Source organism: Flagellimonas sp. 389 (genome assembly GCF_018449435.1).
Classification (GTDB): Bacteria; Bacteroidota; Bacteroidia; order Flavobacteriales; family Flavobacteriaceae; genus Flagellimonas.
The window spans coordinates 136,212-160,155 of sequence record NZ_JAHCMU010000007.1; the positions used below are offsets into that span (position 1 = coordinate 136,212).

Consider the following 23,944-nt stretch of genomic DNA (forward strand, 5'->3'; position numbering starts at 1 on the left):
TAGCATTTTTAGAGGTTGCAATCAGTCAAATCTATCCTCGTTATTGGAAAACAAAAATACATCTTTACCTTAAATTTCAAAACTTTATCGACATCCATCTTTTACTTTCATTTCAACCTATTTTTTTCTTCTAACTCGATATACTTTGTATATTGCAAGCTCCGACCATTTTAACAAATAGCTATAAAATACCACATAATGCATATTGCAGTTGCAGGAAATATTGGAGCAGGAAAAACCACGTTAACCACGCTACTTTCAAAACATTATAAATGGGAAGCCCACTTTGAGGATGTTGTGGATAATCCATATTTAGATGATTTCTATACCCAAATGGAGCGTTGGAGCTTTAACCTTCAAATTTATTTTTTAAATAGTAGGTACAGGCAAATTCTAAAAATTCGTGAGGGAGGCAAAAAGGTAATTCAGGATAGAACTATTTATGAGGATGCACATATTTTCGCACCCAACCTGCATGCCATGGGACTTATGACCAATCGTGATTTTGAGAATTACTCCAGTCTTTTTAATCTGATGGAGACTCTGGTACAACCACCTGATTTATTGATTTATTTACGTAGCTCTATTCCCAATTTAGTAAACCAAATCCATAAGCGTGGAAGGGATTATGAAAATAGCATCTCCATAGACTACTTAAGCCGTCTTAACGAACGTTATGAAGCTTGGGTGAATACCTATGAAAAGGGCAAACTCATAATTCTGGATGTAGACAACTTAAACTTTGTGGACAATCCTGAAGATTTAGGTTCCGTAATCAATAAAATTGATGCAGAAATACATGGTTTGTTTTAAATAGATTTCCGACCGCTTCGCTTTTAGAGCTAAGAATATATCAACTCCGACCACCCTTCGACAGGCTCAGGATGACAATATAATCTATCACTTAGTCTAAAGGGCTTTTTAAGTTTTTCCCTCAATCAGAAGGTGCGTTCACTCATTCTAACTTTTTAAGCACCTCATTTACAACTACTTTCATCTTGTAACTATAAAACAATTACGATGGAAGCAAAAAAGAATGAAAACCAAAAACTAGAAAAAAATAGCATCCTATATTTTTCTATGGGATTGACAGCTGTACTATTACTGGCCTATTTGGCTTTGGAATGGAAAACATACTCAGTGACAGAATGGGATAGTGCCCAACTAAATCTACAAGATGAACTTACAGAAGAGGCCCCCATAACTTTTCATAAATTACCGCCACCTCCACCCAAAATCCAAACTCCTCCTGTTATTGAAATTATTCCTGATGATCCGGATATTGATGATTCCCCAATTGCATCAACTGAGACAAACTATACCACAGAAATTATTCCTATAGATGATATACAAGTTGCTGAAGACGATACACCAGATGAGGTCTCATTTATTGTAATAGAAGACGTACCTGTTTTCCCAGGTTGCGAAGGTGCTAATGATAAACGAGCTTGCTTTCAGGAAATGATGCAAAAACATATTCGCAAAAACTTTCGTTATCCTGAGTTTGCCCAAGAAATGGGGCTACAGGGGCGTGTAAATCTTGTGTTTACAATTCAAAAAGATGGAAGTATAGCAGAAGTTAAAATGCGTGGGCCACATAAAATATTGGAAACCGAAGCCGCTAGAATCATCTCAAAACTACCAAAGATGACTCCGGGCAAGCAAAGGGGTACGGCCGTAAAAGTTCCCTTCGCCATACCCATAACCTTTAAACTACAGTAAGCACAATCAATGACCACAATTATGAAGAAGTCAATTATGTTTTACATTGTGAGCATCGTATTCTGCTCAACACTATTTGGACAAGATTGTTTGGACGTAAACTATAAACTTAGGGGATACTTTTATGTAGGAACAAGTCAAATAGATTCAACCGCATTGGGCGGCTTTTACGAAGCTATAAATATACCCAAGAAAATTGATTCAAAAATCAATACATTTTCTAAAAACAGAGCTTTTCAAATTATCGCGAAAGTTGATTCAATAGTGGAATACGCTAAAAATGTGAGCGGATTTAAAGTGTTTATCATAAATACATCGAACTCTAAAGTTGAACTTCCAGCACAAGACAGCAGAATCTATCTAAAACGCCAAGTCTTTCATGAAGGTAAATGGCAAGATATTGAGTATTTGCCCAATAGTTGGTGCGGTAATAGTTATCATAACGTCATTATAATGCCAAACGAGTACTGGGACTTACAAGCTCCATGCTTAAAGGGGAAAACAACCGCCAAATTCAGGTTTAAGCTACAAGTTGATGATGCGTTCAGTTCGTCATCGAGCAAGGATTCAAACATTTATTCCAATGAATTTTTTGGTAGTTTCAATAAAAGTCAGCTAGAGAAAGAGCAGGGACATACCCCATCAGGAATTATGGATCCTTACAACAATTAAAACAAAGGTTTGCTTAGATAAACTAAAAAAACCACGCTTAAGAAACGTGGTTTTTTTAGTTTATCTAAGAAACTTACGATTACTCTTTTTTATAAGCTTCTACAAGTTTTTGAACTTCTTCCTTAGTAGCTCCTACAAATTCCTTCACCTCTTCTTTTGCTTCACCAGCAACATTATAGGTTGATGTAACTACTGCTTTGTAGGCTCCATCCGTAGTGTTGCTCATTTCAACTCGGAACTGTTTTTCAACTTGTCTTGTTTCCTTCATTCCATCTTCGGTTATGGAAACTTTTGTACCATCTTCCTTCATCATACTAACTTCATCCGCAGGTGAAAGACTTACCAAACTTGGAGCGATTACCAAAGCAACCACCGACATCAATTTCAATAAAATATTTAAAGAAGGCCCTGAGGTATCCTTGAATGGATCTCCGACCGTATCACCAACTACAGCAGCTTTATGTGCATCGGTTCCTTTACGTCCATCACTTTCAATGGTTTTTTTAGCATTATCCCATGCACCACCGGCATTGGATTGGAAAATAGCCATTAAAACTCCACAAGTGGTTACGCCCGCAAGCAATCCTCCTAACATTTCGGCACCCCCAATAAATCCAACAGCAACCGGAACAGCAATTGCTAAAAGACCGGGCAACACCATTTCTTTAATGGAAGCCTGTGTAGAAATTGCCACACATTTATCGTATTCGGCAACACCGTCAGCAGCATCAAAAATAGCCCTGTCCTCAGGAGTTGCTTTTGAAATATCGGAATCATATTTACGCATTACCTCTAATGCGGCTTTTAATTGTGGAATATCCCTGAACTGACGACGTACTTCTTCAATCATAGCCATTGCAGCACGACCTACCGCATTCATTGATAATGCAGAGAACACAAATGGCAACATACCACCGATCAAAAGACCAGCCATTACCTTTGGTTTGGAAACATCTATTCCCGTAACGTTTGCCGTTTGCATAAAAGCTGCAAATAAGGCCAACGCCGTTAGAGCCGCAGAAGCAATCGCAAATCCTTTTCCAATGGCAGCAGTTGTATTACCAACAGCATCCAATTTATCGGTACGCTCACGAACTTCAGGTTCTAATTCCGCCATCTCGGCAATACCACCAGCGTTATCCGAGATTGGGCCATAAGCATCAACCGCTAACTGAATACCTGTATTTGCCAACATACCTACCGCTGCAATGGCGATACCGTACAAACCGGCAAAATGATGCGAAACCAAGATTGCGGCTGCAATCAATAAAATAGGGAACATGGTAGACATCATACCTACACCCAAACCTGCTATAATATTTGTGGCGGCACCAGTTTCGGATTGACGAACAATCGAATTTACAGGTTTTGTTCCTGTACCTGTATAATATTCGGTTACTTTACCTACTGCAAGACCAGCAACCAGACCAGCAATTACAGCAAAGAACACACCCATGGCACCATATTCAGTTCCACCAAAAGTCCAGCTTTCGGGCAGCATGTTTGTTATAATGAAATAAGAAGCAACCAGCATTAATCCCGCTGAACCAAATTCGCCAATATTCAATGCTGTTTGTGGATTGCCTCCATCTTTAACTTTTACAAAGAAAGTACCTATTATAGACATAATGATACCAATTGCCGCTAACACCAATGGCAAATAAACCGCTCCCAAGCCATCAAAAGAACTTTGAAAAGCTGGAATTTGTGTAAATGCAGCACCCAATACCATAGTACCTATTATAGAACCAACATAAGATTCAAAAAGGTCAGCTCCCATACCGGCAACATCACCAACATTATCACCAACATTATCTGCAATGGTCGCAGGGTTTAACGGGTGATCTTCTGGAATACCTGCTTCTACTTTACCTACCAAGTCGGCACCAACATCTGCAGCTTTGGTATAAATTCCACCTCCTACACGGGCAAAAAGCGCAATTGAAGAAGCTCCCAATGAAAATCCTGAAAGTACATTCAATACTTCGCCAAGCTCCCAACCTTGTCCACTATACAACATAAAAAGTCCACTAAGACCAAGAACACCAAGTCCAACAACTCCCAATCCCATTACAGCGCCACCGGCAAAAGCAACTTCAAGGGCTTTTCCTAGAGAAGTTCTTGCAGCATTTGTGGTACGCACGTTGGCTTTTGTAGCGACTTTCATTCCTATAAATCCTGCCAATGCAGAACAGATGGCACCAACAACAAATGATAGTGCTACCATACCATTAGACCCTTCTTCATTGCTTCCCTTAAAGAATAGAAGTATGGCAACGGCAATTACGAAGATGCTCAATATTTTGTATTCTGCTTTGAGGAAAGACATTGCCCCATCCGCGATATTTTTGGCAATTCTTGCCATTTTAGCATCGCCTACTTCTTGTTTGGATACCCATCCACTTTTGATAAAAACGTATAGGAGGGCCACAACACCAAATACGGGCAAAAACTTTACTATTAGTTCCATAGTTGTTTAGTTAATTTTTTTAGTTGTTTATGTTTTTTTAGTGCCAGCAAAAGTAGTAAAATACCGACTAATAAAAAAAATGCGCTTTTGGATATCAAAAGCGCATTTTTCTAACACGAACAGTAACTATATTGTAAAGGTCCGCTTCTTTTTATGTTCGCTTTCTTCGTACCTTTTAACACATTGGTGGTAAATTTCTACGGCTTCATTTACATCTCCCCATCCACCGGTATCCACTTTCTTTTCTTCTAAATCCTTATATACTTGAAAAAAGTGCTCAATTTCTTTTAACCTATGTGGATTTATATCACTGATATCATTTCTCTTGCTCCAAATAGGGTCGGAAATAGGAACGCAGATAATTTTCTCGTCGGGCCCTTTCTCATCGGTCATATGGAATACCCCAACAGGCTTTACTTCCATGACAACCATAGGATAAGTTGGTTCTGTACCCAAGACCAAAACATCCAGTGGATCTTTGTCCAATGCCAAGGTCTCTGGGATAAAGCCATAATCCCCAGGATACATCATCGAGGAAAAAAGTGTTCTGTCAAATCTAATTTTATTCAGGGTAAAATCGTATTCATACTTATTCCTACTTCCTTTTGGGATTTCTATAAGGACATCAAAAGTAACTTCTTCTTTTTTAGACATTTCAAAATTTTTATTTTGCAAAAGTAACGAGTATACGAAGAATAGGATAAAGAAATTGCTTCCTTAGTATTAATTAAAAATTAAATCCAAAGCTACCGGTAACACCAAAGGGACGAGCGTTTGGATTATCAAGATAATTTCCCCTAAAGTTGAAATCAATCCTAAAAATCTTGAAGATGTTACCTATACCAAAGGAATATTCCCAGTAAATCTGATCATCAGGAGCAATCAATGTTATATTCGTAGGTGAGTTTAATGCTATATTTTCGTCCGATAATTGGCCCCAAGCGCCCCGCAAACCAACAATCTCCCTTAAATTCAACTTCCGTAAAAAAGGTATTCTTGAAAATAGACGGCCATTGAAGTTGTGCTCCAAATGTACCGTTGCATAGGTATCCGTAACAAATTCATAAAAATCCAGGTTTGGAAATGTGTTGTACAATGAGAAAAGTGTTTGGTTCCCAGGCACAACACTCAACAGCCCCAAAGGAATCTCCCCAAAAGTTTTTCCCAACTCTATGCTACTTGTGAGCCTACCAAAACCACCTATTTGCCAAGGCTGTCTGTAGGAAAACTGAATTCGCTCATAGTCAAAATCACTTTCCAAAAATCCATCTATACCTTTGGTATAATTAAGAAGTAACGTACTGTAATCATCATTGATTTCATTCCGTTCTACTCCATACCCAATTGTCCTTCTACCGGGTGTATAGATCAATGTTGTATTAATATCAAATTGCTTTACTTCGGAAGAAATTCCATCTGGTGCATCTGGGTCCACGTAGTCCAGGACAAAAGCTTCCGGCAATGCGGAACTCAATGTTCTAAACGAACCTCCAACCCTAACCCTGAAATTTGTGGCAGGTTCCATTTCAAAATTTAAGGTGGAAAGATTAATATTGGTAAGGCGGTCATTGGCACCTACAGTAACCAATGCGGACGAAGCAATGCTCCTACCCAAAACATCGTTGGTACTGGTCAAGCTTATCCCCAGCTGTTCTATATCTCTTCGGTTACCACCGGACAGAATCAATCTTGTTTTTCTATCTAGGAGAAACTTGGCAGATAATCCATGTTTTGCTTTCTTATCTTTGAATCCGTAGGCCATATAGCCTTCAAGCCGCCACGTATCGTTCTGTCCAAAATAGGTTCTTGCCCCAAGCCTGGTCCGTATACCTTCTGCATCATTAAACCCAAAGACGCTGTAGATATTGCCAATATCAATGTTCCATTTGTCTATTTCAATATAACCCGAGCCCAAGATGCTTACAATATCATAGTACGTTCTAAATTTAGGAACGGTTTTTAGCGTATCGAGCATCGTGAATATTCCGGATTCATCTTCATTCAATCGTTCCAAACGGGCATTTTTCCAAAAAGTACTATCCCTTGTAAAAACCCTGGGATCATACGGGTCGGATTTTGCTTTGTAGAATTCTTCCGGACGCTTGGTATCGAATTCATAGTTATCGTAAACCGTAGTTCGTTTGCCATAAACGCCCCGGGAAGCTTCTTTTTTAGAGAAGCTAAAGTCACTTAACATATAATCCCTCTTAATCAAAAAAACCGAATCGTTTACAACGTCAAAATCTTGTTCTATGTAAATTTCCTTTACCCAATTTATATTAGCACTTTTAGTTACCTGAAGATTAATTTTTTTAATGGCATAGGTAGTATCGCTCACCCAAAAATCTCCTTTAAATGTCAATTCGTTTTTTCGCCTTGGGTAATAAATAATGTTATAGCACCATTTGTTGTCAATAAAAGTACTATCGGAAAGTACATAGTTATACGTGTCCACTCCTGTTTTTGAAAGTGGACTGGTGAAGCTCTTATCAAAGAACTTTAGGTAGTTATCATAGATATCATAATCGGAGTAAAGATCCTCAACAAAGGCGGCAACTGATTGATTCCCACTAAATCCAGCATTGTTATTACCCAGAACATCCTCTTTTTCTTCTTTTATGATATTATCGCCATAAATTCTGGAGAAACTCTCGTTCAAAAAAATAGGCAAGTAGGTCTTACCTGTTATTCTAGAGGTGTCCAAATCCTGAAACACAAATTCCAATCCTTTGAACAATTTGCTCTTTATCAACGCACTATCAATTGTATTTAAATCAAATTCCAGCTTTTCATATTTATCATATTGATATTGTTTGAATTGACGCACCCCATTCTGTCGCTTCTTCGCCCAAATTTTCTTTAAAATATCAATGGCAGGATTGTTCTTTTTGGACTGTTTTCCGGTATATACTACAACTTCTGCCAGTTGCTCGGTAGATTCCCGCAACGTAATTTCCATATTGTAGCTTACCTTTTGCTGTAAGGCAATCTCTTCATTTTCATATCCAATGAAAGACACCAAAAGTGTATCGTACGTTTCATCTGATTCAAGATAAAAACGACCATTGTCATTCGTAATGGTTCCTTCTGAAGAATTTTTAAAGATAATATTGGCGAAAGCTATCGGTTCGCCGGATTCGTCTTGTACTATACCACCAACTTTGGTTTGGGAGAAAGCTGAACAAAAGGTTAGAAGAAGAAAAATTTGGAGGAATCTATTCATCTTTTGGTATCTGGAGCATACAAAAAACCCTAGTAAAGGATTTTAAAAATACATCGATTTGGTTTTAAAGTAGTTTTTTTATCAAATACCGTTCCTTAAAAAAAGCCTCGTCAACTTAAGTTGAAGAGGCTAATGTGTCTTACAAATATAAGTAAGTTATTTATATAGTACTTTCTTGACCGCTTTGATCACATCATTATGATTTGGCAACCATTCTGCCAATAAAACAGGTGAATACGGGGCTGGTGTGTCTGCCGTATTTAATTTTACCACAGGCGCATCCAAATAATCAAAAGCTTTGTCCTGAACGTGATAGATAATCTCTGTTGCCACGTTACCAAAAGGCCATGCTTCTTCAAGAATTACCAGTCTATTTGTTTTTTTAACTGATTTCAAAATAGCTTCGTAATCCATTGGGCGTACTGTACGCAAATCGATTATTTCACAGCTTATGCCATCTTTTTCCAATTCATCGGCAGCTATATAAGCTTCCTTTATGATTTTACCAAAAGACACTATGGTTACATCTGTTCCTTCTCTTTTAATATCGGCAACACCTAACGGAATGGTAAATTCTCCTTCTGGCACCTCTCCTTTATCACCATACATCTGCTCGGACTCCATAAAAATAACCGGATCATCGTCGCGTATGGCCGATTTCAATAATCCTTTCGCATCTGCTGGATTGGATGGCACTACAACTTTTAATCCAGGACAGTTTGCAAACCAACTTTCAAAAGCTTGTGAATGCGTAGCTGCCAGTTGACCCGCAGAAGCTGTTGGGCCCCTAAAAACTATTGGACAGGGAAACTGACCCGCCGACATTTGTCTGATTTTAGCTGCATTATTGATAATTTGATCAATCCCCACTAAAGAAAAGTTGAAGGTCATAAATTCAATGATCGGGCGGTTACCTATCATCGCAGAACCAACACCAATACCCGAAAAGCCTAATTCGGAAATAGGCGTATCTATAACACGTTCTGGACCAAACTCATCCAACATACCTTTAGAAGCCTTGTAGGCTCCGTTATATTCAGCAACCTCCTCACCCATTAAATATATGGTATCATCTTTTCGCATCTCCTCGGACATTGCCTCTTGGATAGCTTGTCTAAACTGTAGTGTTTTCATCAATAGTACTAATTAAACTTAGTTGGTGCATTAAAAATGCAAGCAAAAATAGGAAAATATACAGGAATAACGGAGCGTCAAAAACTAAAAAAAAGAACAAAATTTATTATGCATGCATAATAAATTTTGTATTTTTATAGCTATCTTTGAAATGTTAAACCTAAAGAGTATATGAAGATTTTAGTTTGCATTAGCAACGTACCGGATACCACTTCAAAAATCAATTTTACTGAAGGGGACACCAAGTTTGATACCAACGGAGTTCAATTTGTAATCAACCCAAATGATGAGTTTGGATTGACCCGTGCCATGTGGTTCAAGGAAAAGCAAGCAGCAACAGTACATGTGGTAACCGTAGGTGGTGCACAAACAGAGCCCACCATACGCAAAGCACTCGCCATAGGTGCCGATGAGGCTATACGAATAAATGCCGAACCAACAGATGGTTTTTTTGTCGCAAGACAATTGGCCGAAGTTGTTAAAAATGGAGGATATGACCTTGTAATAGCAGGCAGGGAATCAATTGATTACAACGGCGGTATGGTTCCAGGTATTTTGGCTACACTACTTGATATGAATTTTGTAAATACCTGTATCAGTCTAGAAATTGATGGTACCAATGCAATCGCAATGCGGGAAATTGATGGTGGGAAGGAAAAAATAAGCACCACCCTTCCTCTTGTTATAGGAGGTCAAAAAGGATTGGTAGAAGAAAGTGATTTACGTATTCCAAACATGCGTGGCATAATGATGGCAAGAAAGAAGGCGTTGAACGTGGTAGAACCCGTTGAAGCCCCAAAACCGACGGAAGACCAAAAATTTGAAAAACCGGCTGCCAAAGGCCCTGTAAAGCTTGTTGATGCTGAGAATATTGACGAATTGGTCAATCTATTACATAACGAAGCTAAAGTCATTTAAGAATCAGAATCAAAAAAATATGTCAGTATTAGTTTATACCGAATCAGATAAGGGGAAATTTAAAAAGAATGCTTTCGAAGTGGCTTCTTACGCCTATAAGGTTGCACAGGAACTGGGCGAAACGGTTACCGCTATTTCCATAAATTCCGACAATGAGGATTCATTGGGAACTTACGGTGTTTCCAAAGTTGTAAAGGTGACCAATGAACAATTGGGTACTTTTAACGCAAAGGCTTATGCAAACGCAATAGCCCAAGTTGCCGAAGCAGAAAGTGCTAAGGTCATCATTATAAGTTCCAGTGCGGACACCAAATTTTTGGCCCCCATTCTAACAGCTAAATTGAACGCAGGTTATGTGCCCAATGTTGTTGCTGCACCAGAGAGCACTTCACCCTTTGTGGTCAAGAGAACAGCATTCAGCAATAAAGGTTTTGCTCATACTGCAATTAGCTCCGAAATTAAAATAATCGGTGTTTCCAATAACGCTTACGGTGCTCATGAAAATACCGTTTCAGCTTCAGTTGAGGATTTCAGTCCTTCATTGAGCGACTCGGATTTCGCCACCAAATCGGTTGAAGTGGATAAAGTTGTTGGAAAGGCTACCATTGCCGATGCCGATGTCGTTGTTTCTGGTGGACGAGGCCTAAAAGGTCCAGAAAACTGGGGAATGATAGAAGAATTGGCAGATGTATTGGGTGCAGCTACGGCATGTTCCAAACCTGTTTCCGACCTGGGATGGCGCTCACATGGCGAACATGTTGGTCAAACAGGCAAACCGGTCGCCAGTAATCTTTATATCGCCATAGGTATTTCTGGAGCCATTCAGCATTTAGCGGGAGTAAGTGCATCCAAAACCAAAGTGGTCATCAACAATGACCCCGAAGCGCCCTTCTTTAAGGCTGCGGATTATGGAATAGTTGGTGATGCCTTCGAGGTAGTTCCGAAACTCATCGAAAAATTAAAGGAATTTAAAGCCCAGAACGCTTAATTTTTGTTAATTTGCCCATTGCAAGGGGCTGTTCAGATAACTGGTGTTGCCACTTATTTGAACAGCCTTATTTGGTTTTAGGAAGATGATATGAGCTTAGTACGATTAAAAATAAAGGGGATATCTTATAGCCAGACACAAAATGGTGCATATGCCCTTATTTTGAATGAAGTTGATGGAGATAGAAAACTCCCAATCGTTATCGGTGCTTTTGAAGCACAATCCATAGCAATTGCCTTGGAAAAAGAAATAAAACCTCCAAGACCTCTTACGCACGATCTTTTTAAGAATTTTGCAGATCGCTTTGCCATTGTGGTAAAACAGGTCATCATCCATAAACTTGTGGATGGCGTATTTTATTCAAGTATTATTTGTGAGAGAGATAAGGTAGAGGAAATCGTAGATGCCCGTACAAGCGATGCAATTGCATTGGCCTTACGATTCGATGCCCCCATCTTCACCTACAAAACCATCTTGGACAAAGCAGGTATCTTCTTAAAATTCTCCTCAAAAGAAAACGAAGAAAATGATGATGACAGCATCGTAGTGGATGAAATACTTCAGGAAGGGGAAACCGTGGAAATTGAATCCGGGGCATCATCACAAGGATATCGAGAGCTTACATTGGAAGAGCTTCACAAAGAACTGGACAAAGCAGTTGCCAACGAAGACTACGAAAAGGCTGCAAAAGTAAGAGACGAAATTTCCAAGCGCAAATAGACCATTTACATGGGGAATGAAACCAAAGGTTTTTTACTACTTTTATTATTGGTCTGTGCCACCTCTTTCGCACAAAATACGATTTCTGGCGACTCGTTGAACTTGACTCCAGACACGACTATCATAAATGACATTTTATCAGAAGAACCTACACAATTAATACCTAACCAAGGTTTTACCGTAAATACTTTGCTACGGGGACTTTTGGGTATGGTTGTTTTGATTTTGATTTCGTTTCTTTTCAGTTCCAACCGAAAGGCAATCAACTGGAAAACGGTTGGTATTGGGCTTTCACTGCAACTACTGATTGCTTTTGGCGTACTTAAAGTTCCGTTGGTTCAATATGGATTTGAAAAAATTGGTCAGATTTTCGTCAGTATTCTGGATTTCACCCGTTCTGGAAGTCAGTTTCTTTTTGAAGGGCTAGTTGTTGATATGGATACGTTTGGTTTCATTTTTGCCTTTCAGGTATTGCCAACCATTATTTTCTTTTCTGCTTTAACCTCGGTTTTATTTTATTTGGGAATCATCCAAAAATTGGTCAGAGCTTTGGCTTGGTTACTTTCTAAGGCTCTCGGCATCTCGGGCGCAGAAAGTCTTTCCGTTGCCGGAAACATTTTTTTAGGTCAAACTGAAGCACCGCTACTCATAAAAGCCTATTTGGAAAAAATGAACAAGTCCGAAATCCTCTTGGTCATGATAGGCGGTATGGCAACAGTGGCCGGTGCAGTTCTAGCTGCCTACATTGGATTTTTAGGGGGTGACGACCCTGTTCTACGATTGGTTTTTGCCAAACATTTATTGGCAGCTTCGGTAATGGCAGCTCCTGGTGCTATTGTCATATCTAAAATTCTATACCCACAGACCGAGAAGGTTAATACCGATGTAAAAGTTTCTGCAGAAAAAATAGGTTCCAATATTCTGGATGCTATCGCCAATGGAACTACCGAAGGGCTAAAACTTGCCGTTAACGTAGGTGCTATGTTATTGGTCTTTATAGCGTTTATCGCCATGATCAATGGCATCTTGGGTTGGGTCGGCGATTTTACAACCTTGAACACTTGGATTGCGGCTAATTCCCCTTATGATACTTTTTCTCTTGAAGCCATTTTAGGAACTGTTTTCGCCCCGCTCATGTGGCTAATTGGTGTCGCAAATGAAGATATCATGCTTATGGGCCAGCTCTTGGGCATTAAACTTGCCGCCAGTGAATTTGTGGGATACATTCAGTTAGCGGAATTAAAGACCATGACCAACGATCTACATTTTACCTATAACAAGTCGGTCATTATGGCGACGTATATGCTGTGCGGTTTTGCCAATTTTGCTTCTATAGGCATCCAAATCGGTGGAATCGGGTCACTTGCACCTGGTCAACGAAAAACATTGTCGGAGTTTGGGATGAAAGCTGTTCTAGGCGGTTCGTTAGCTTCACTTTTATCTGCTACTATTGCAGGGATGATTCTTGGATAATTGGGCAAAGGGTTTTGCTGGGTCAAGGGTGAAGGGTACATAGATCAAATGCTTTAGGTGAAAGCTTTTTGGGTAAAATAAATATCAACCTCTAATTTTTAAAACGATAATCGTGATGAGAAATTTTAGAGAGCTAGAGGTTTGGAAAGAAGCAAGGGTATTGGTCAAAAAAATCTACAGTTTGACCGCAACACTTCCAGAAATCGAAAAATATGGCCTTTCTTCACAAATAAACCGATGTGCAGTTTCCATTCCAGCCAACATTGCCGAAGGTTGTGGAAAAAACTCCAATAAAAACTTTGCCAGATTTCTTCAAATAAGCCTGGGGGCATCCTATGAATTGGAAACCCATTTGATCCTTTGTGAAGACTTACGATTTATAGCACCAGAACAGACAAAATCCATCATCAACAGCATCCAACTTTTGCAACGTAGAATCACATCGTTAATAAAATATAATAACACATCTAAATAACGCTTTGACCTTTCCACTTCACCTTTTACCTTTAACCCCATTATGAAACAATACCACGACTTACTACACCACGTTTTGGAACACGGGAACCAAAAAGGTGACCGAACGGGAACAGGAACTATCAGCGTTTTTGGCTATCAAATGCGTTTCGACCTTTCGGAGGGATTCCCTATGGTGACGACCAAGAAACTACATTTAAAATCTATTGTGCACGAGCTGTTATGGTTTTTAAAAGGGGATACCAATGTAAAATACCTTCAAGAAAATGGAGTTCGTATCTGGAACGAGTGGGCCGATGAAAATGGTGATTTGGGACCCGTTTACGGACACCAGTGGCGCAATTGGAACGGAGAGGAAATCGACCAGATCAAGGAAATCGTGGCTACCTTAAAGAGCAACCCCAATAGCCGTAGGATGTTGGTCTCAGCATGGAATCCGAGCGTATTGCCCGATACTTCCGTTTCCTTCTCCGAAAATGTGGCACAGGGCAAAGCGGCCTTACCCCCATGCCATGCCTTTTTTCAGTTTTATGTGGCGGATGGCAAACTGTCCTGCCAATTGTACCAACGTAGTGCGGATATCTTTTTGGGCGTACCCTTTAATATTGCTTCTTATGCCTTATTTACGATGATGATGGCGCAGGTTTGTGGCTACCACCCCGGTGATTTTATCCACACCTTTGGTGATGCCCATATCTATAACAACCATATGGAGCAGGTGAAACTGCAATTGAGCCGTGAGCCAAGGCCTTTGCCCAAGATGAAACTGAACCCTGCAGTAAAGGATATTTTTGGCTTTACTTTTGATGATTTTGAGTTGATGGACTACAACCCTCATCCACATATTAAAGGGGTTGTAGCCGTGTAATAAAAGTGAAAGTTGCTATTTCTGATTCTCTGAATATTTGAACCATTTTTATATCTCACATAAATTGGTAAACAAATACTTGAATGAGGTACAATCTAACTAAGTATAAAATATTTTCGAAAGCAGCTATCATCAAAATCTCAAAAAATATTACATGTAAAAATAAATACAAGTAGTCAATCTCTCAAAACACCAACCACCCCTCTCATCGCTGCCACCACATTTTGGACATCTTTCTTTTCAAAAGCATCTTCCTCTAAATAGAAAAGCATTTCAATTCCTAAATCCAGTACATCTGAAAATTGTGAAGCTGTACCATAGCTTTCTTTGATTAAACTCTCCAATTGCCTTATCTGTTTTTCTTTTAGCATTATAGTACTATATATAGGTCTATAAATGTAAACAAAAAATGTCATTTTGGCCCCATGACAAAAATTAGAGATGATAACTATCTGAAAAGCCTTGGTAAAAGAATTAAGGATATCAGAACCCAAAAAAACATCTCGACGTATGAGCTATCTTATGAATCCAATGTATCACGGAGTCAGATAAATTCCATTGAAAAAGGCTCCATTAATACCACTATTAGTACTTTAAAAGCTATTGCTACAGCCCTAGACATAGAGCTTAAAGATTTGTTTGACTTCTGAGATAGATTGCTTGTTGAATTATTTAAATGCATTGTAACTTTATAAAGTTCCAAAGCAAACGCTTTAAAAACTCATATAATGGCTAGTCTAAAACCACTCCTATACTACCTTATCATTTTATTTGTAGCTATAAGCTGTAAAAAAGAAGAAACAAAAAATTCCACTGAACTAGCAGATGAAGTAACTATCATTGCCCAAGAGAAAGAGGCCATTTTGAAAACACTGAACAACGAGACCAAAGCTGCCTTTCAAAGAGATTACGACGCTTGGCAAGAAAAATGGGTTCATGACCCTGATATCACTAAGATATACCTTGACTTTCCGGAAAATACACTTTCCGAATCCGTGGGTTGGGAGGAAATCAGCGGATTTGTAAAAACTTTTTTTAAGGAAAATCCAGAACCAGAACCCGTTCCAAAATTATTGGATAGTATTGACGTGCGGCTATACGGAAACGGTGCGTGGGTCACCTACGAGCAGCAAGATTCGTTACGTGGGCGCAAACGTGAGACCCGACTCATGGAAAAAGTGAACGGCGAATGGAAAATCGCAGGGATGCAAACTACCATTTATGGGTTTAAAAATGTTAACGAAACATCCAAATAAATCGATTCAATACTATTTGTGAGGTAGCTTGAGAAAGAAAACACCAATTTCACATAGTAGAATACCAGTGATGAACTAATTGCCATACTACAAAATCAATTGCAAAATCAAGAAGACCAAAGAAAATAGCGAACATTATACTTGGGGAGATGGCTGCAGCGGATGGTATTTGGTAAAATCCCAAAGTTTGAGTGTTATAGAGGAATTGATGCCTCCGGGCACATCGGAACAAAAACACTATCACGAGTTTTCGCAACAATTCTTTAGAATCTTAAAGGGAACGGCCACTTTTGAAATTGAAGATAGCATCATTGAAGTTGAAGCAGGAAACGGTATACACATTCCACCAAAAACAAAGCATTGTATTAAAAATGACCAACCAGAAAATCTGGAATTTCTGGTCATTTCCGAGCCAACCACCCGAGGCGATAGACACGAAGAACCTTTTGCACAAGAATATTAAAATGAAAACTATTTCCTGGAAAATACATCTAATTGCCAACCCCAAAAGGATTTTTGATTTACTGACCACTCCCGAAGGCAGAAAAAGTTTTTGGGCCGAAAGTGCAGAAGAAAATAATGGCATTATACATTTTGTTTTCCCTAATGGAGAAACTTATGATAGTGAGATTTTAAAAATCAATCCTAATGAGGAATTTCACATCGACTACTTTGATTCGCTTGTAAAGTTTAACATTGAACCTATTGAAAATAGAGGCTCTGATTTGTCATTGATCAATGAAGCAGTACCTGAAAACGATTACAACGAAGTGCATGCCGGATGGGTTTCGGTTCTTATGAACTTAAAAGCTGTTGCCGACTTTAATTGTGATTTAAGAAATCATGACCCTAAAAGAACTTGGAATCAAGGCTATGTGGACAATTGAAGAAATGACTAATAATAAAAAAGAAAAACACCCAAGCTTTCACTTGGGTGTTCTCTTAGAAACAATTAAACAAAAAACCACTCATTTTCTTTTTCATACTTGTTTAATGCTCTTTAATTCTTGTTACCCTTATAGAGTTGGAGACGGCATAGTTACCTTCTAAACCGGACAACAGATTACTACCAGCTTCAAGTCCTACCAGTCCTTCTTCGTAAGTAATATGCCAGATGAGGCAAATTCCTTCTCCAGCTTCATCAAAATCAACACCCTCAACAGCTTCAAGGGTTGGTGGCAAGCCTAAAATATTGTTTTTATCATCCGTAATGACCCATCGTTGAATACTTCCATTGAGTTTGGTATCATCCAATCTGATGCCGCTTACCATATCTGGAATCCCATCGACATTGAATGTGTATGGCCCACCGAAAATCTTCCCAGCATGCAATGGATTTCTATTGACCGTTACAAAGTTGGACAGTGCAAAATTACCCGATAGATTGTTCAGGTTCTGTCCACCTTCCAGTCCGGACAATTCTCCAGAGTAGGTTAAATGGAAAATATAGCAAGAGCCTACACCGGCACCATCAAAATCAACGCCTTTTACGGCATCTAACGTCGGAGGAATCCCCAAGATGTTCTTGGCATCATCTGTAATGACGTAAGTTTGCGCATCGCCTGTAAGTTCCGAAGCGTCCAATGCAATTGCACTGACCATATCCGGTGTGCCATCCACAACAAAATTATAGGGACCACCTGAAAGAACACCTGCATTCAACTCATTTCTATTGACTACTACAAAATTGGAAAGCGCAAAATTGCCTGATAAATCGTTCAAGTTCTGTCCACCTTCCAAACCTGATAGTTCCCCAGAATAGGTCAAATGGAAGATATAGCAAGAGCCCACACCGGCACCATCAAAATCAACGCCTTTTACTGCTTCCAAAGTTGGAGGAATCCCCAAGATATTCTTGGCATCATCTGTAATAACGTAAGTTTGCGCATCGCCCGTTAGTTCTGAAGCGTCCAATGCAATTGCACTGACCATATCCGGTGTGCCATCCACAACAAAATTATAGGGACCACCTGAAAGAACACCTGCATTCAACCCATTTCTATTGACTACTACAAAATTGGAAAGCGCAAAATTGCCTGATAAATCGTTCAGGTTCTGTCCACCTTCCAGTCCGGACAATTCCCCAGAATAGGTCAAATGGAAGATATAGCAAGAACCTACACCAGCACCATCAAAATCAACACCCATAACAGCTTCTAACGTTGGTGGGATTCCCAAAATATTCTTTGCATCATCCGTGATTACATACGTTTGAGTATCACCAGTAAGCAACGCATCATCCAACGCAATAGCACTGACCATGTCTGGTGCCCCGTCCACAATAAATTCGTATGGACCTCCCGTTAGCACACCTGCGTTCAAACCGTTCCTAGTAACAGTCAATGAATTAGATAGGTCATACTGCCCAGATAGACCACTGGTATTTGAACCAACTTCCAATCCTTGAAGACCATCTTCATAGACAATATGCCAAATAAGGCATATTCCAGCACCGGCTTCATCAAAATCTACGCCTTCAACCGCTTCCAATGTTGGTGGTAATCCCAAAATTGTTCCCGCATCGTCCGTAATTACATAACCCCTGTTACTGCCAACTATAGCATTGGCATCCAAAGTAATTCCACTTACCATATCCGGAATTCCATCAACAGTAAAAGTAAAGGGGCCTCCTGAAAGGACTCCCGCATCCAGTACAATTGGGTTGTCATCGTCGGTTTCCCCCTTACAGGAAACCAATAAAACACCGACACCCAATAGCATCAATAAAGATTTTAAGTTTTTCATTTTCTTTTTGTTTTTAAATTGTTCAACAAAAGAAGAGTGAAGTTGTTGCAGAATTATCACATCAACATCATAATTCATTACACATTGATTGCCAAATATTTACATCAAAATCAATGTTATTTTGTAAAGATTTGATGCAAAAACAGACTTTTTAAGAAGTATCCCGTTAAAAGTTTATATAGAACAGTGAACTTTTCGTGATATTTTACCCTTTAATTCGTTGTATTATGAAAAAAGTATTGATTGTTGAAGATGATATTGAGATCATTCGTCTTTTAGAGATACACCTTAAGGACCTGGGCTGTAATATTCTTACAGCGACCAGAGGAGACATAGGACTTAGAAAGGCAATCAATGAAAATCCCGACCTTATTATTTTGGATGTAATGCTTCCGGAAATGGATGGTATTGAAATCTGTCAAAAAATACGGGCCAATAACATAAAATCACCAATATTGATGCTTACCGCCCGTTCCGAAGAAATAGATAAGGTGTTGGGGTTGGAAGTGGGTGCAGATGATTACTTGACCAAACCATTCAGTGTTAGGGAGTTTATAGCAAGGGTAAAGGCCATTTTTAGAAGGCAGAAAATGGATATTGTGGAAAATACTTCGGACGAAAATCCAAAGCTGATGGAATTTGATGCGCTGTCCATAAATATTGATATGCGCAAAGTGCTCCTAAATGGAAAAAAAATAGAACTATCTCCCAAAGAATTTGAACTTTTAGTGCTTTTATCCTCCAACCCGGGAAAAAGCTATGACCGCACCAAATTATTGAACATGATTTGGGGCTACGACTTTAAAGGATACGAACACACTGTAAACTCCCATATTAACCGACTCCGCGCCAAAATTGAACCGGACATGAGCAATCCAAAATTTATATTGACCACTTGGGGCGTTGGGTATAAATTTAATGAAGAGCTTATAGGGGCATAACCAAATCATCATATATGAAAAACAACATACTATCGGTTAGATTCATACTAAAGCTCACCATTTCTTTTTTGGCAATTCTCCTATTGGCCGGTATAGGGTATACGATTACTTCCATCTATCTTTCCAATAAATACTTTTATGAGACCACACAGCGTTTACATGCCAATCTTGCCCAGGACCTTATAGACGAAAAGTTTAAGGATACGCATCCTTTTGATTCTACTGGAACGGTAAACAAGGCTTTGTTTGGAGATATTATGCACGACATGATGGCCGTAAACCGTGCCATTGAGGTTTATCTGTTGGATAAGGATGGAAACGTACTTTATTCCGTTGTTCTAGATCACGATGCACCAGAGACCAAACAAAAGAAAGTGAATCTTGCCCCCATAAAGCAATTCATCAATGAAAAAGGAAGTAATTATGTGTTGGGCGATGATCCCAAAGATGTATCCAAACAAACTATTTTTTCAGCAGCTCAATTCAACAAAGACGGGCATGAGGGCTACGTCTACATTATTCTTGCAGGTGAAGATTTTTTAGCTACGCGCAGTGACCTGTTCAATAGCTACTTCATGCGGTTAGGGTTGGGCGGTTCCCTACTGACCTTGGTTTTCGCCACTTTATTGGGAATTCTTGCCATTTGGTACCTTACCCGCAGTTTGCGAAAAATTATATATGCTGCAAAACGCTTTCAACAAGGTGATCTGCAATACCGCATAGAAAACGCAGAGAAAACAGATTTGGCAAATGTCGCCAGCACCTATAACAGCATGGCCGATACTATTTTGTCCGATATTGAAAAAATAAAGTCCGTGGAACAGCTTCGGCAAGAATTGATAGCCAATATTTCTCACGACCTTAGAACCCCGCTTTCGGTAATACAGGGTTATATTGAAACATTGCATATGAAAGATGCAGAACTTTCTGCTGAAGAGCGCGGGGAATACTTAAAAATCATTTCAAGAAGTAGTGAACGGCTTTCCAAACTAATTTCCCAGTTGTTCGAATATTCCAAACTGGAAGCCAACCAAATTCAGCCAGAAAAAGAGCCTTTTTTGATCAGTGAGCTTGCCAATGACATCCATGGAAACTATTCCATATTGGCAGAACAGAAAAATATTGACCTAAAATTATCCATGGATACCAATGTACCTTTGGTATTTGCCGATATTTCCCTAGTGGAGCGTGCCATTCAAAATTTAATGGACAATGCTTTAAAGTTCACTCCGGAAGGAGGTGAGGTTATCGTAAAAATTAAAACGGACGATGACCATGTTGAAATAACCATAAAAGATTCAGGCCCCGGAATTCAAAAAGATAATCAAGCTCTAATTTTTGAGCGTTACAGACAGACCAAAGCAGGTAAAGAAAAAGAGGGAACTGGTTTAGGTCTTGCCATCGTTAAGAAAATAATGGAGATACACGATAGCAGTATAACGGTCTTAAGCAAACCAAACGAGGGCACTTCCTTTAGTTTTAGCCTTCCGGTTTATTCGGTCAACTAATCCATATTTTTTATCTTTAGAGAGTAAAACACTGCTATGATTCTTACCGATTCCCTTTTGGATCTCTTTTTGGAGACCCGAAAGCACTCTGAGGATATCTGTCAACCTTTGGAAATTGAAGATTATGTCGTCCAGCCCGTGGTAGATGTAAGTCCACCCAAATGGCATTTAGGCCACACTACCTGGTTCTTTGAGGAATTTATCCTGAAACCACATGCAACCAATTACACCTTATTCGATGAAGACTTCTCTTTTGTCTTTAACAGTTACTATGAAACCGTTGGAAAACGAGTGGTACGTTCGGATAGAGGTAATTTGTCCAGACCATCCGTAAAAAAGGTCTATGAGTACCGAAATTATGTTACAGCGGGAATCAAAAAGTTTTTTGAAACCAATCGGACGGATGAGATCAATTCACTATTGGAAATTGGTATTCACCATGAAAAACAACACCAAGAGTTGTTGTTGACCGATATCAAGTATATTTTGGGCAACAATCCATTATTGCCCGTATATTCCAACACCTTTAACGACCACCCCATAGAAACCCACCAACAGGATTGGATTACGATAGAAGATGGCCTTTATGAGATAGGACATAATTCCGATGATTTTTGTTATGACAATGAATTGGGCAGGCACAAAGTGTATCTTCCTGCTTTTGAAATCTCCAACAAGTTGGTCACCAATGGGGAATATATCGAGTTCATAAAAGCTGGTGGTTACCAACGTTTTGATATTTGGCATGCCGAGGGATGGGATTGGGTGAATCAAAACAATGTTGCTTCACCTTTGTATTGGCACAATATTGAAGGGGAATGGCACAATTATACGGCGCAAGGCCTTCAAACAATTAAAAATGAAGCTCCTTTGACGCATATTTCTTATTTTGAAGCTTTTGCCTATGCGCAATGGAAAGGATACCGTATCCCCACGGAGTTTGAGTGGGAAGCCGCGCAATCTTTCTTTCCTTGGGGCAAGCGATGGGAATGGACCGAAAGCGCCTATCTGCCCTACCCCAATTATGAAAAAGCCGATGGTGCGCTCGGTGAATACAATGGGAAATTTATGGTAAGCCAGAAAGTACTTAGAGGAAGCTCTGTGGCAACACCAAAAAAACATACAAGACACACTTATAGAAATTTTTTCCACCCCCAATTAAGATGGCAGTTTACCGGTTTAAGGTTGGCCAAATAATCACGACATACTATTTATGCAAGACAACGAAGCAACTACGTTTACCTCAACTTTTGAGCAGGAAGTCCATGAAGGTTTAACGGCACATCCAAAACATTTATCCTCCAAATATTTTTATGACGAAGTCGGCGATAAGCTGTTCCAAGATATTATGGCAATGCCCGAGTATTATCTAACCGATTGTGAGTTTAACATTCTGGAAGAGAACAAAGCTGAGATTGCGGAGCTTTTTGGTAAAAATGGAGTGCCTTTTAGTTTGTTTGAACTGGGAGCAGGCGATGGTAAAAAGACGAAGATATTACTTCATCATTTTATTGAAAAGAATATTCCTTTTGACTATCGGCCGATCGATATTAGCCAGAATGCACTGGACCAATTGGAAAAATCTTTAAAAGAAGAGATTCCGCAGATTGAGATAAATACGTTACAAGGCACTTATTTTGATACGTTACGGGATATTGGAAATACCAACGGAAGAAGAAAAATCATTCTCTTTCTAGGCTCTAACATTGGAAATCTCTTACATCCGCAAGCGGTTGATTTCTTAAAGAATATGAGAGATTCCATCAATGAAGGAGATTTGATATTTATGGGGTTTGACCAAAAGAAAAATCCACAGACCATACTTAACGCCTACAACGATAAGGCAGGTATTACCGAAGCCTTCAACAAGAACATTCTAGCCCGCATTAATAAAGAAATGGGAGCAGATTTTGATTTGGACAAGTTTTTACACTGGGAGGTTTATGACCCAGAAACAGGAACTGCAAAAAGTTATTTGGTATCAAAAGAAGAACAGGAAATCCTTATTGAAAGTTTGGAGTTGAAAGTTCGTCTTAAACCTTGGGAAACCATTCATACAGAAATCTCACAAAAATATGATGATGCTGTCGTGGCATGGTTGGCCAGAAAAGCGGGACTTAAAATACTAACAGAATTCACGGATTCTGAAAAGAACTACAAAAACTACGTTTTTAAAAAATAATCTATGAAAGCAATTTGGAACAATACAGTTATAGCTGAAAGTAATGATACGGTAGTTATTGAAAACAATCACTACTTTCCAGAGGAAAGTATAAAAAAAGAGTTTTTTAAATCTAGCGATACGCACACCACATGTCCGTGGAAAGGTATTGCCTCTTACTATACGATAACCGTGGACGGAAAGGAAAATGCGGACGCCGCATGGTTTTATCCAGAAACCAGTGAACTCGCTAAATCCATAAAAGGAAAAGTGGCCTTTTGGAAAGGAGTCACCATTGAAGCATAGTGCTTCAATGGCAACGCTATTGTTTTATACTTCTAGAACCGCATTTTCCGCTCCAGCATAATCGTTCCATTGGAAACGGTCTGCTTCGGAGTCGTTGACATACGCTCCATCTACCAAGTATCTAAACTCGTACGTGTTCTCTTTTGGAAGTTCAAAAGTTCCTTTAAAGGTTCCATTTTTTAGTTTTCTCAAAGTACTCCCCTTAGGGTTCCAATTGTTGAAATCTCCAACAACGGCAACTTTTTTTGCTTCTTCGGCAGGCACTGTAAATGTCACTTTACAGACCGGCTTGCTTTTCAGGTATTGTTTCTTTATTGCCATGGTATTATTCTTTACATTATAATTAAACGCAAAACAATAGATAA

Annotated in this window: 25 protein-coding genes; 18 read left to right on the forward strand and 7 right to left on the reverse strand. The window is 39.2% G+C overall.

Annotated elements, in window-relative coordinates; translation table 11 throughout:
- Positions 1-198: 198 nt before the first annotated feature.
- The 3 genes from KIM67_RS07885 to KIM67_RS07895 all read left to right on the forward strand — a co-directional run bounded on the left by KIM67_RS07885 (position 199) and on the right by KIM67_RS07895 (position 2,394).
- Positions 199-813 carry a deoxynucleoside kinase gene (locus tag KIM67_RS07885; protein WP_213830793.1) on the forward strand — a complete coding sequence of 205 codons (615 nt, stop codon included), beginning with the start codon at positions 199-201 and terminating at the stop codon, positions 811-813.
- Positions 814-1,020: 207 nt separating this feature from the next.
- Positions 1,021-1,722, forward strand: coding sequence for an energy transducer TonB (locus KIM67_RS07890; RefSeq protein ID WP_213830794.1), 702 nt, complete (start codon positions 1,021-1,023; stop codon positions 1,720-1,722).
- 21 nt (positions 1,723-1,743) lie between these two features.
- Entirely contained in the window at positions 1,744-2,394 is a 651-nt protein-coding gene (locus KIM67_RS07895; RefSeq protein ID WP_213830795.1) for a hypothetical protein, read from the forward strand.
- A 79-nt stretch (positions 2,395-2,473) separates the two neighbouring features.
- Here KIM67_RS07895 and KIM67_RS07900 read toward each other — a convergent pair whose 3' ends face one another.
- From KIM67_RS07900 to KIM67_RS07915, 4 genes are all read right to left on the reverse strand, one after another.
- Complete coding sequence (locus KIM67_RS07900; RefSeq protein WP_213830796.1) at positions 2,474-4,864, reverse strand: sodium-translocating pyrophosphatase; 2,391 nt, start codon at positions 4,862-4,864, stop codon at positions 2,474-2,476.
- Positions 4,865-4,990: 126 nt separating this feature from the next.
- A complete protein-coding gene (locus tag KIM67_RS07905; protein WP_213830797.1) occupies positions 4,991-5,518 on the reverse strand; it encodes an inorganic diphosphatase in 528 nt (175 codons plus the stop codon).
- A 73-nt stretch (positions 5,519-5,591) separates the two neighbouring features.
- Positions 5,592-8,087 (reverse strand): DUF5686 family protein, encoded by a 2,496-nt coding sequence (locus KIM67_RS07910; protein ID WP_213830798.1) that lies wholly within the window; start codon positions 8,085-8,087, stop codon positions 5,592-5,594.
- 156 nt (positions 8,088-8,243) lie between these two features.
- Positions 8,244-9,221, reverse strand: coding sequence for a pyruvate dehydrogenase complex E1 component subunit beta (locus KIM67_RS07915; RefSeq protein WP_213830799.1), 978 nt, complete (start codon positions 9,219-9,221; stop codon positions 8,244-8,246).
- Positions 9,222-9,392: 171 nt separating this feature from the next.
- Here KIM67_RS07915 and KIM67_RS07920 point away from each other — a divergent pair, with 171 nt between their 5' ends.
- From KIM67_RS07920 to KIM67_RS07945, 6 genes are all read left to right on the forward strand, one after another.
- Positions 9,393-10,139, forward strand: coding sequence for an electron transfer flavoprotein subunit beta/FixA family protein (locus tag KIM67_RS07920; RefSeq protein ID WP_213830800.1), 747 nt, complete (start codon positions 9,393-9,395; stop codon positions 10,137-10,139).
- Positions 10,140-10,158: 19 nt separating this feature from the next.
- Positions 10,159-11,127 (forward strand): electron transfer flavoprotein subunit alpha/FixB family protein, encoded by a 969-nt coding sequence (locus tag KIM67_RS07925; protein ID WP_213830801.1) that lies wholly within the window; start codon positions 10,159-10,161, stop codon positions 11,125-11,127.
- Positions 11,128-11,217: 90 nt separating this feature from the next.
- Positions 11,218-11,847, forward strand: coding sequence for a bifunctional nuclease family protein (locus KIM67_RS07930; protein WP_213830802.1), 630 nt, complete (start codon positions 11,218-11,220; stop codon positions 11,845-11,847).
- A 9-nt stretch (positions 11,848-11,856) separates the two neighbouring features.
- Positions 11,857-13,320, forward strand: coding sequence for a NupC/NupG family nucleoside CNT transporter (locus KIM67_RS07935; protein WP_213830803.1), 1,464 nt, complete (start codon positions 11,857-11,859; stop codon positions 13,318-13,320).
- A gap of 115 nt (positions 13,321-13,435) precedes the next feature.
- Entirely contained in the window at positions 13,436-13,795 is a 360-nt protein-coding gene (locus KIM67_RS07940; RefSeq protein WP_213830804.1) for a four helix bundle protein, read from the forward strand.
- Positions 13,796-13,837: 42 nt separating this feature from the next.
- A complete protein-coding gene (locus KIM67_RS07945; RefSeq protein ID WP_213830805.1) occupies positions 13,838-14,662 on the forward strand; it encodes a thymidylate synthase in 825 nt (274 codons plus the stop codon).
- A gap of 176 nt (positions 14,663-14,838) precedes the next feature.
- Here KIM67_RS07945 and KIM67_RS07950 read toward each other — a convergent pair whose 3' ends face one another.
- The gene (locus tag KIM67_RS07950; protein ID WP_213830853.1) at positions 14,839-15,033 is read right to left on the reverse strand and encodes a hypothetical protein; all 195 of its coding nucleotides are present in this window, start codon (positions 15,031-15,033) and stop codon (positions 14,839-14,841) included.
- Between the two features lie 54 nt (positions 15,034-15,087).
- Between KIM67_RS07950 and KIM67_RS07955 the strand changes: the two genes are divergently transcribed.
- From KIM67_RS07955 to KIM67_RS07970, 4 genes are all read left to right on the forward strand, one after another.
- Complete coding sequence (locus KIM67_RS07955; RefSeq protein ID WP_213830806.1) at positions 15,088-15,312, forward strand: helix-turn-helix domain-containing protein; 225 nt, start codon at positions 15,088-15,090, stop codon at positions 15,310-15,312.
- A gap of 78 nt (positions 15,313-15,390) precedes the next feature.
- On the forward strand, positions 15,391-15,918 hold the full coding sequence (locus KIM67_RS07960; protein WP_213830807.1) for a nuclear transport factor 2 family protein: 528 nt from the start codon (positions 15,391-15,393) through the stop codon (positions 15,916-15,918).
- Between the two features lie 79 nt (positions 15,919-15,997).
- Positions 15,998-16,381: a cupin domain-containing protein gene (locus KIM67_RS07965; protein ID WP_250149200.1), complete on the forward strand. Its 384-nt coding sequence runs from the start codon at positions 15,998-16,000 to the stop codon at positions 16,379-16,381.
- A gap of 1 nt (position 16,382) precedes the next feature.
- A complete protein-coding gene (locus tag KIM67_RS07970) occupies positions 16,383-16,805 on the forward strand; it encodes an SRPBCC domain-containing protein (protein WP_213830808.1) in 423 nt (140 codons plus the stop codon).
- A gap of 103 nt (positions 16,806-16,908) precedes the next feature.
- Here the strand turns inward: KIM67_RS07970 and KIM67_RS07975 are convergent, their stop codons facing one another.
- Complete coding sequence (locus KIM67_RS07975; RefSeq protein WP_250149201.1) at positions 16,909-18,663, reverse strand: hypothetical protein; 1,755 nt, start codon at positions 18,661-18,663, stop codon at positions 16,909-16,911.
- Positions 18,664-18,890: 227 nt separating this feature from the next.
- Here KIM67_RS07975 and KIM67_RS07980 point away from each other — a divergent pair, with 227 nt between their 5' ends.
- From KIM67_RS07980 to KIM67_RS08000, 5 genes are read left to right on the forward strand one after another with little or no spacing between them, the layout of a single operon-like run.
- Complete coding sequence (locus KIM67_RS07980) at positions 18,891-19,604, forward strand: response regulator transcription factor (protein WP_213830809.1); 714 nt, start codon at positions 18,891-18,893, stop codon at positions 19,602-19,604.
- Between the two features lie 14 nt (positions 19,605-19,618).
- Positions 19,619-21,112, forward strand: coding sequence for a HAMP domain-containing sensor histidine kinase (locus KIM67_RS07985; protein WP_213830810.1), 1,494 nt, complete (start codon positions 19,619-19,621; stop codon positions 21,110-21,112).
- A gap of 36 nt (positions 21,113-21,148) precedes the next feature.
- Positions 21,149-22,309: an ergothioneine biosynthesis protein EgtB gene (gene egtB, locus KIM67_RS07990; RefSeq protein ID WP_213830811.1), complete on the forward strand. Its 1,161-nt coding sequence runs from the start codon at positions 21,149-21,151 to the stop codon at positions 22,307-22,309.
- Between the two features lie 16 nt (positions 22,310-22,325).
- The gene (gene egtD / locus KIM67_RS07995) at positions 22,326-23,294 is read left to right on the forward strand and encodes an L-histidine N(alpha)-methyltransferase (RefSeq protein ID WP_213830812.1); all 969 of its coding nucleotides are present in this window, start codon (positions 22,326-22,328) and stop codon (positions 23,292-23,294) included.
- A gap of 3 nt (positions 23,295-23,297) precedes the next feature.
- Positions 23,298-23,579, forward strand: coding sequence for a DUF427 domain-containing protein (locus tag KIM67_RS08000; protein WP_213830813.1), 282 nt, complete (start codon positions 23,298-23,300; stop codon positions 23,577-23,579).
- Between the two features lie 24 nt (positions 23,580-23,603).
- Here the strand turns inward: KIM67_RS08000 and KIM67_RS08005 are convergent, their stop codons facing one another.
- Entirely contained in the window at positions 23,604-23,900 is a 297-nt protein-coding gene (locus tag KIM67_RS08005) for an isoamylase early set domain-containing protein (protein ID WP_163416439.1), read from the reverse strand.
- Positions 23,901-23,944 lie beyond the last annotated feature (44 nt).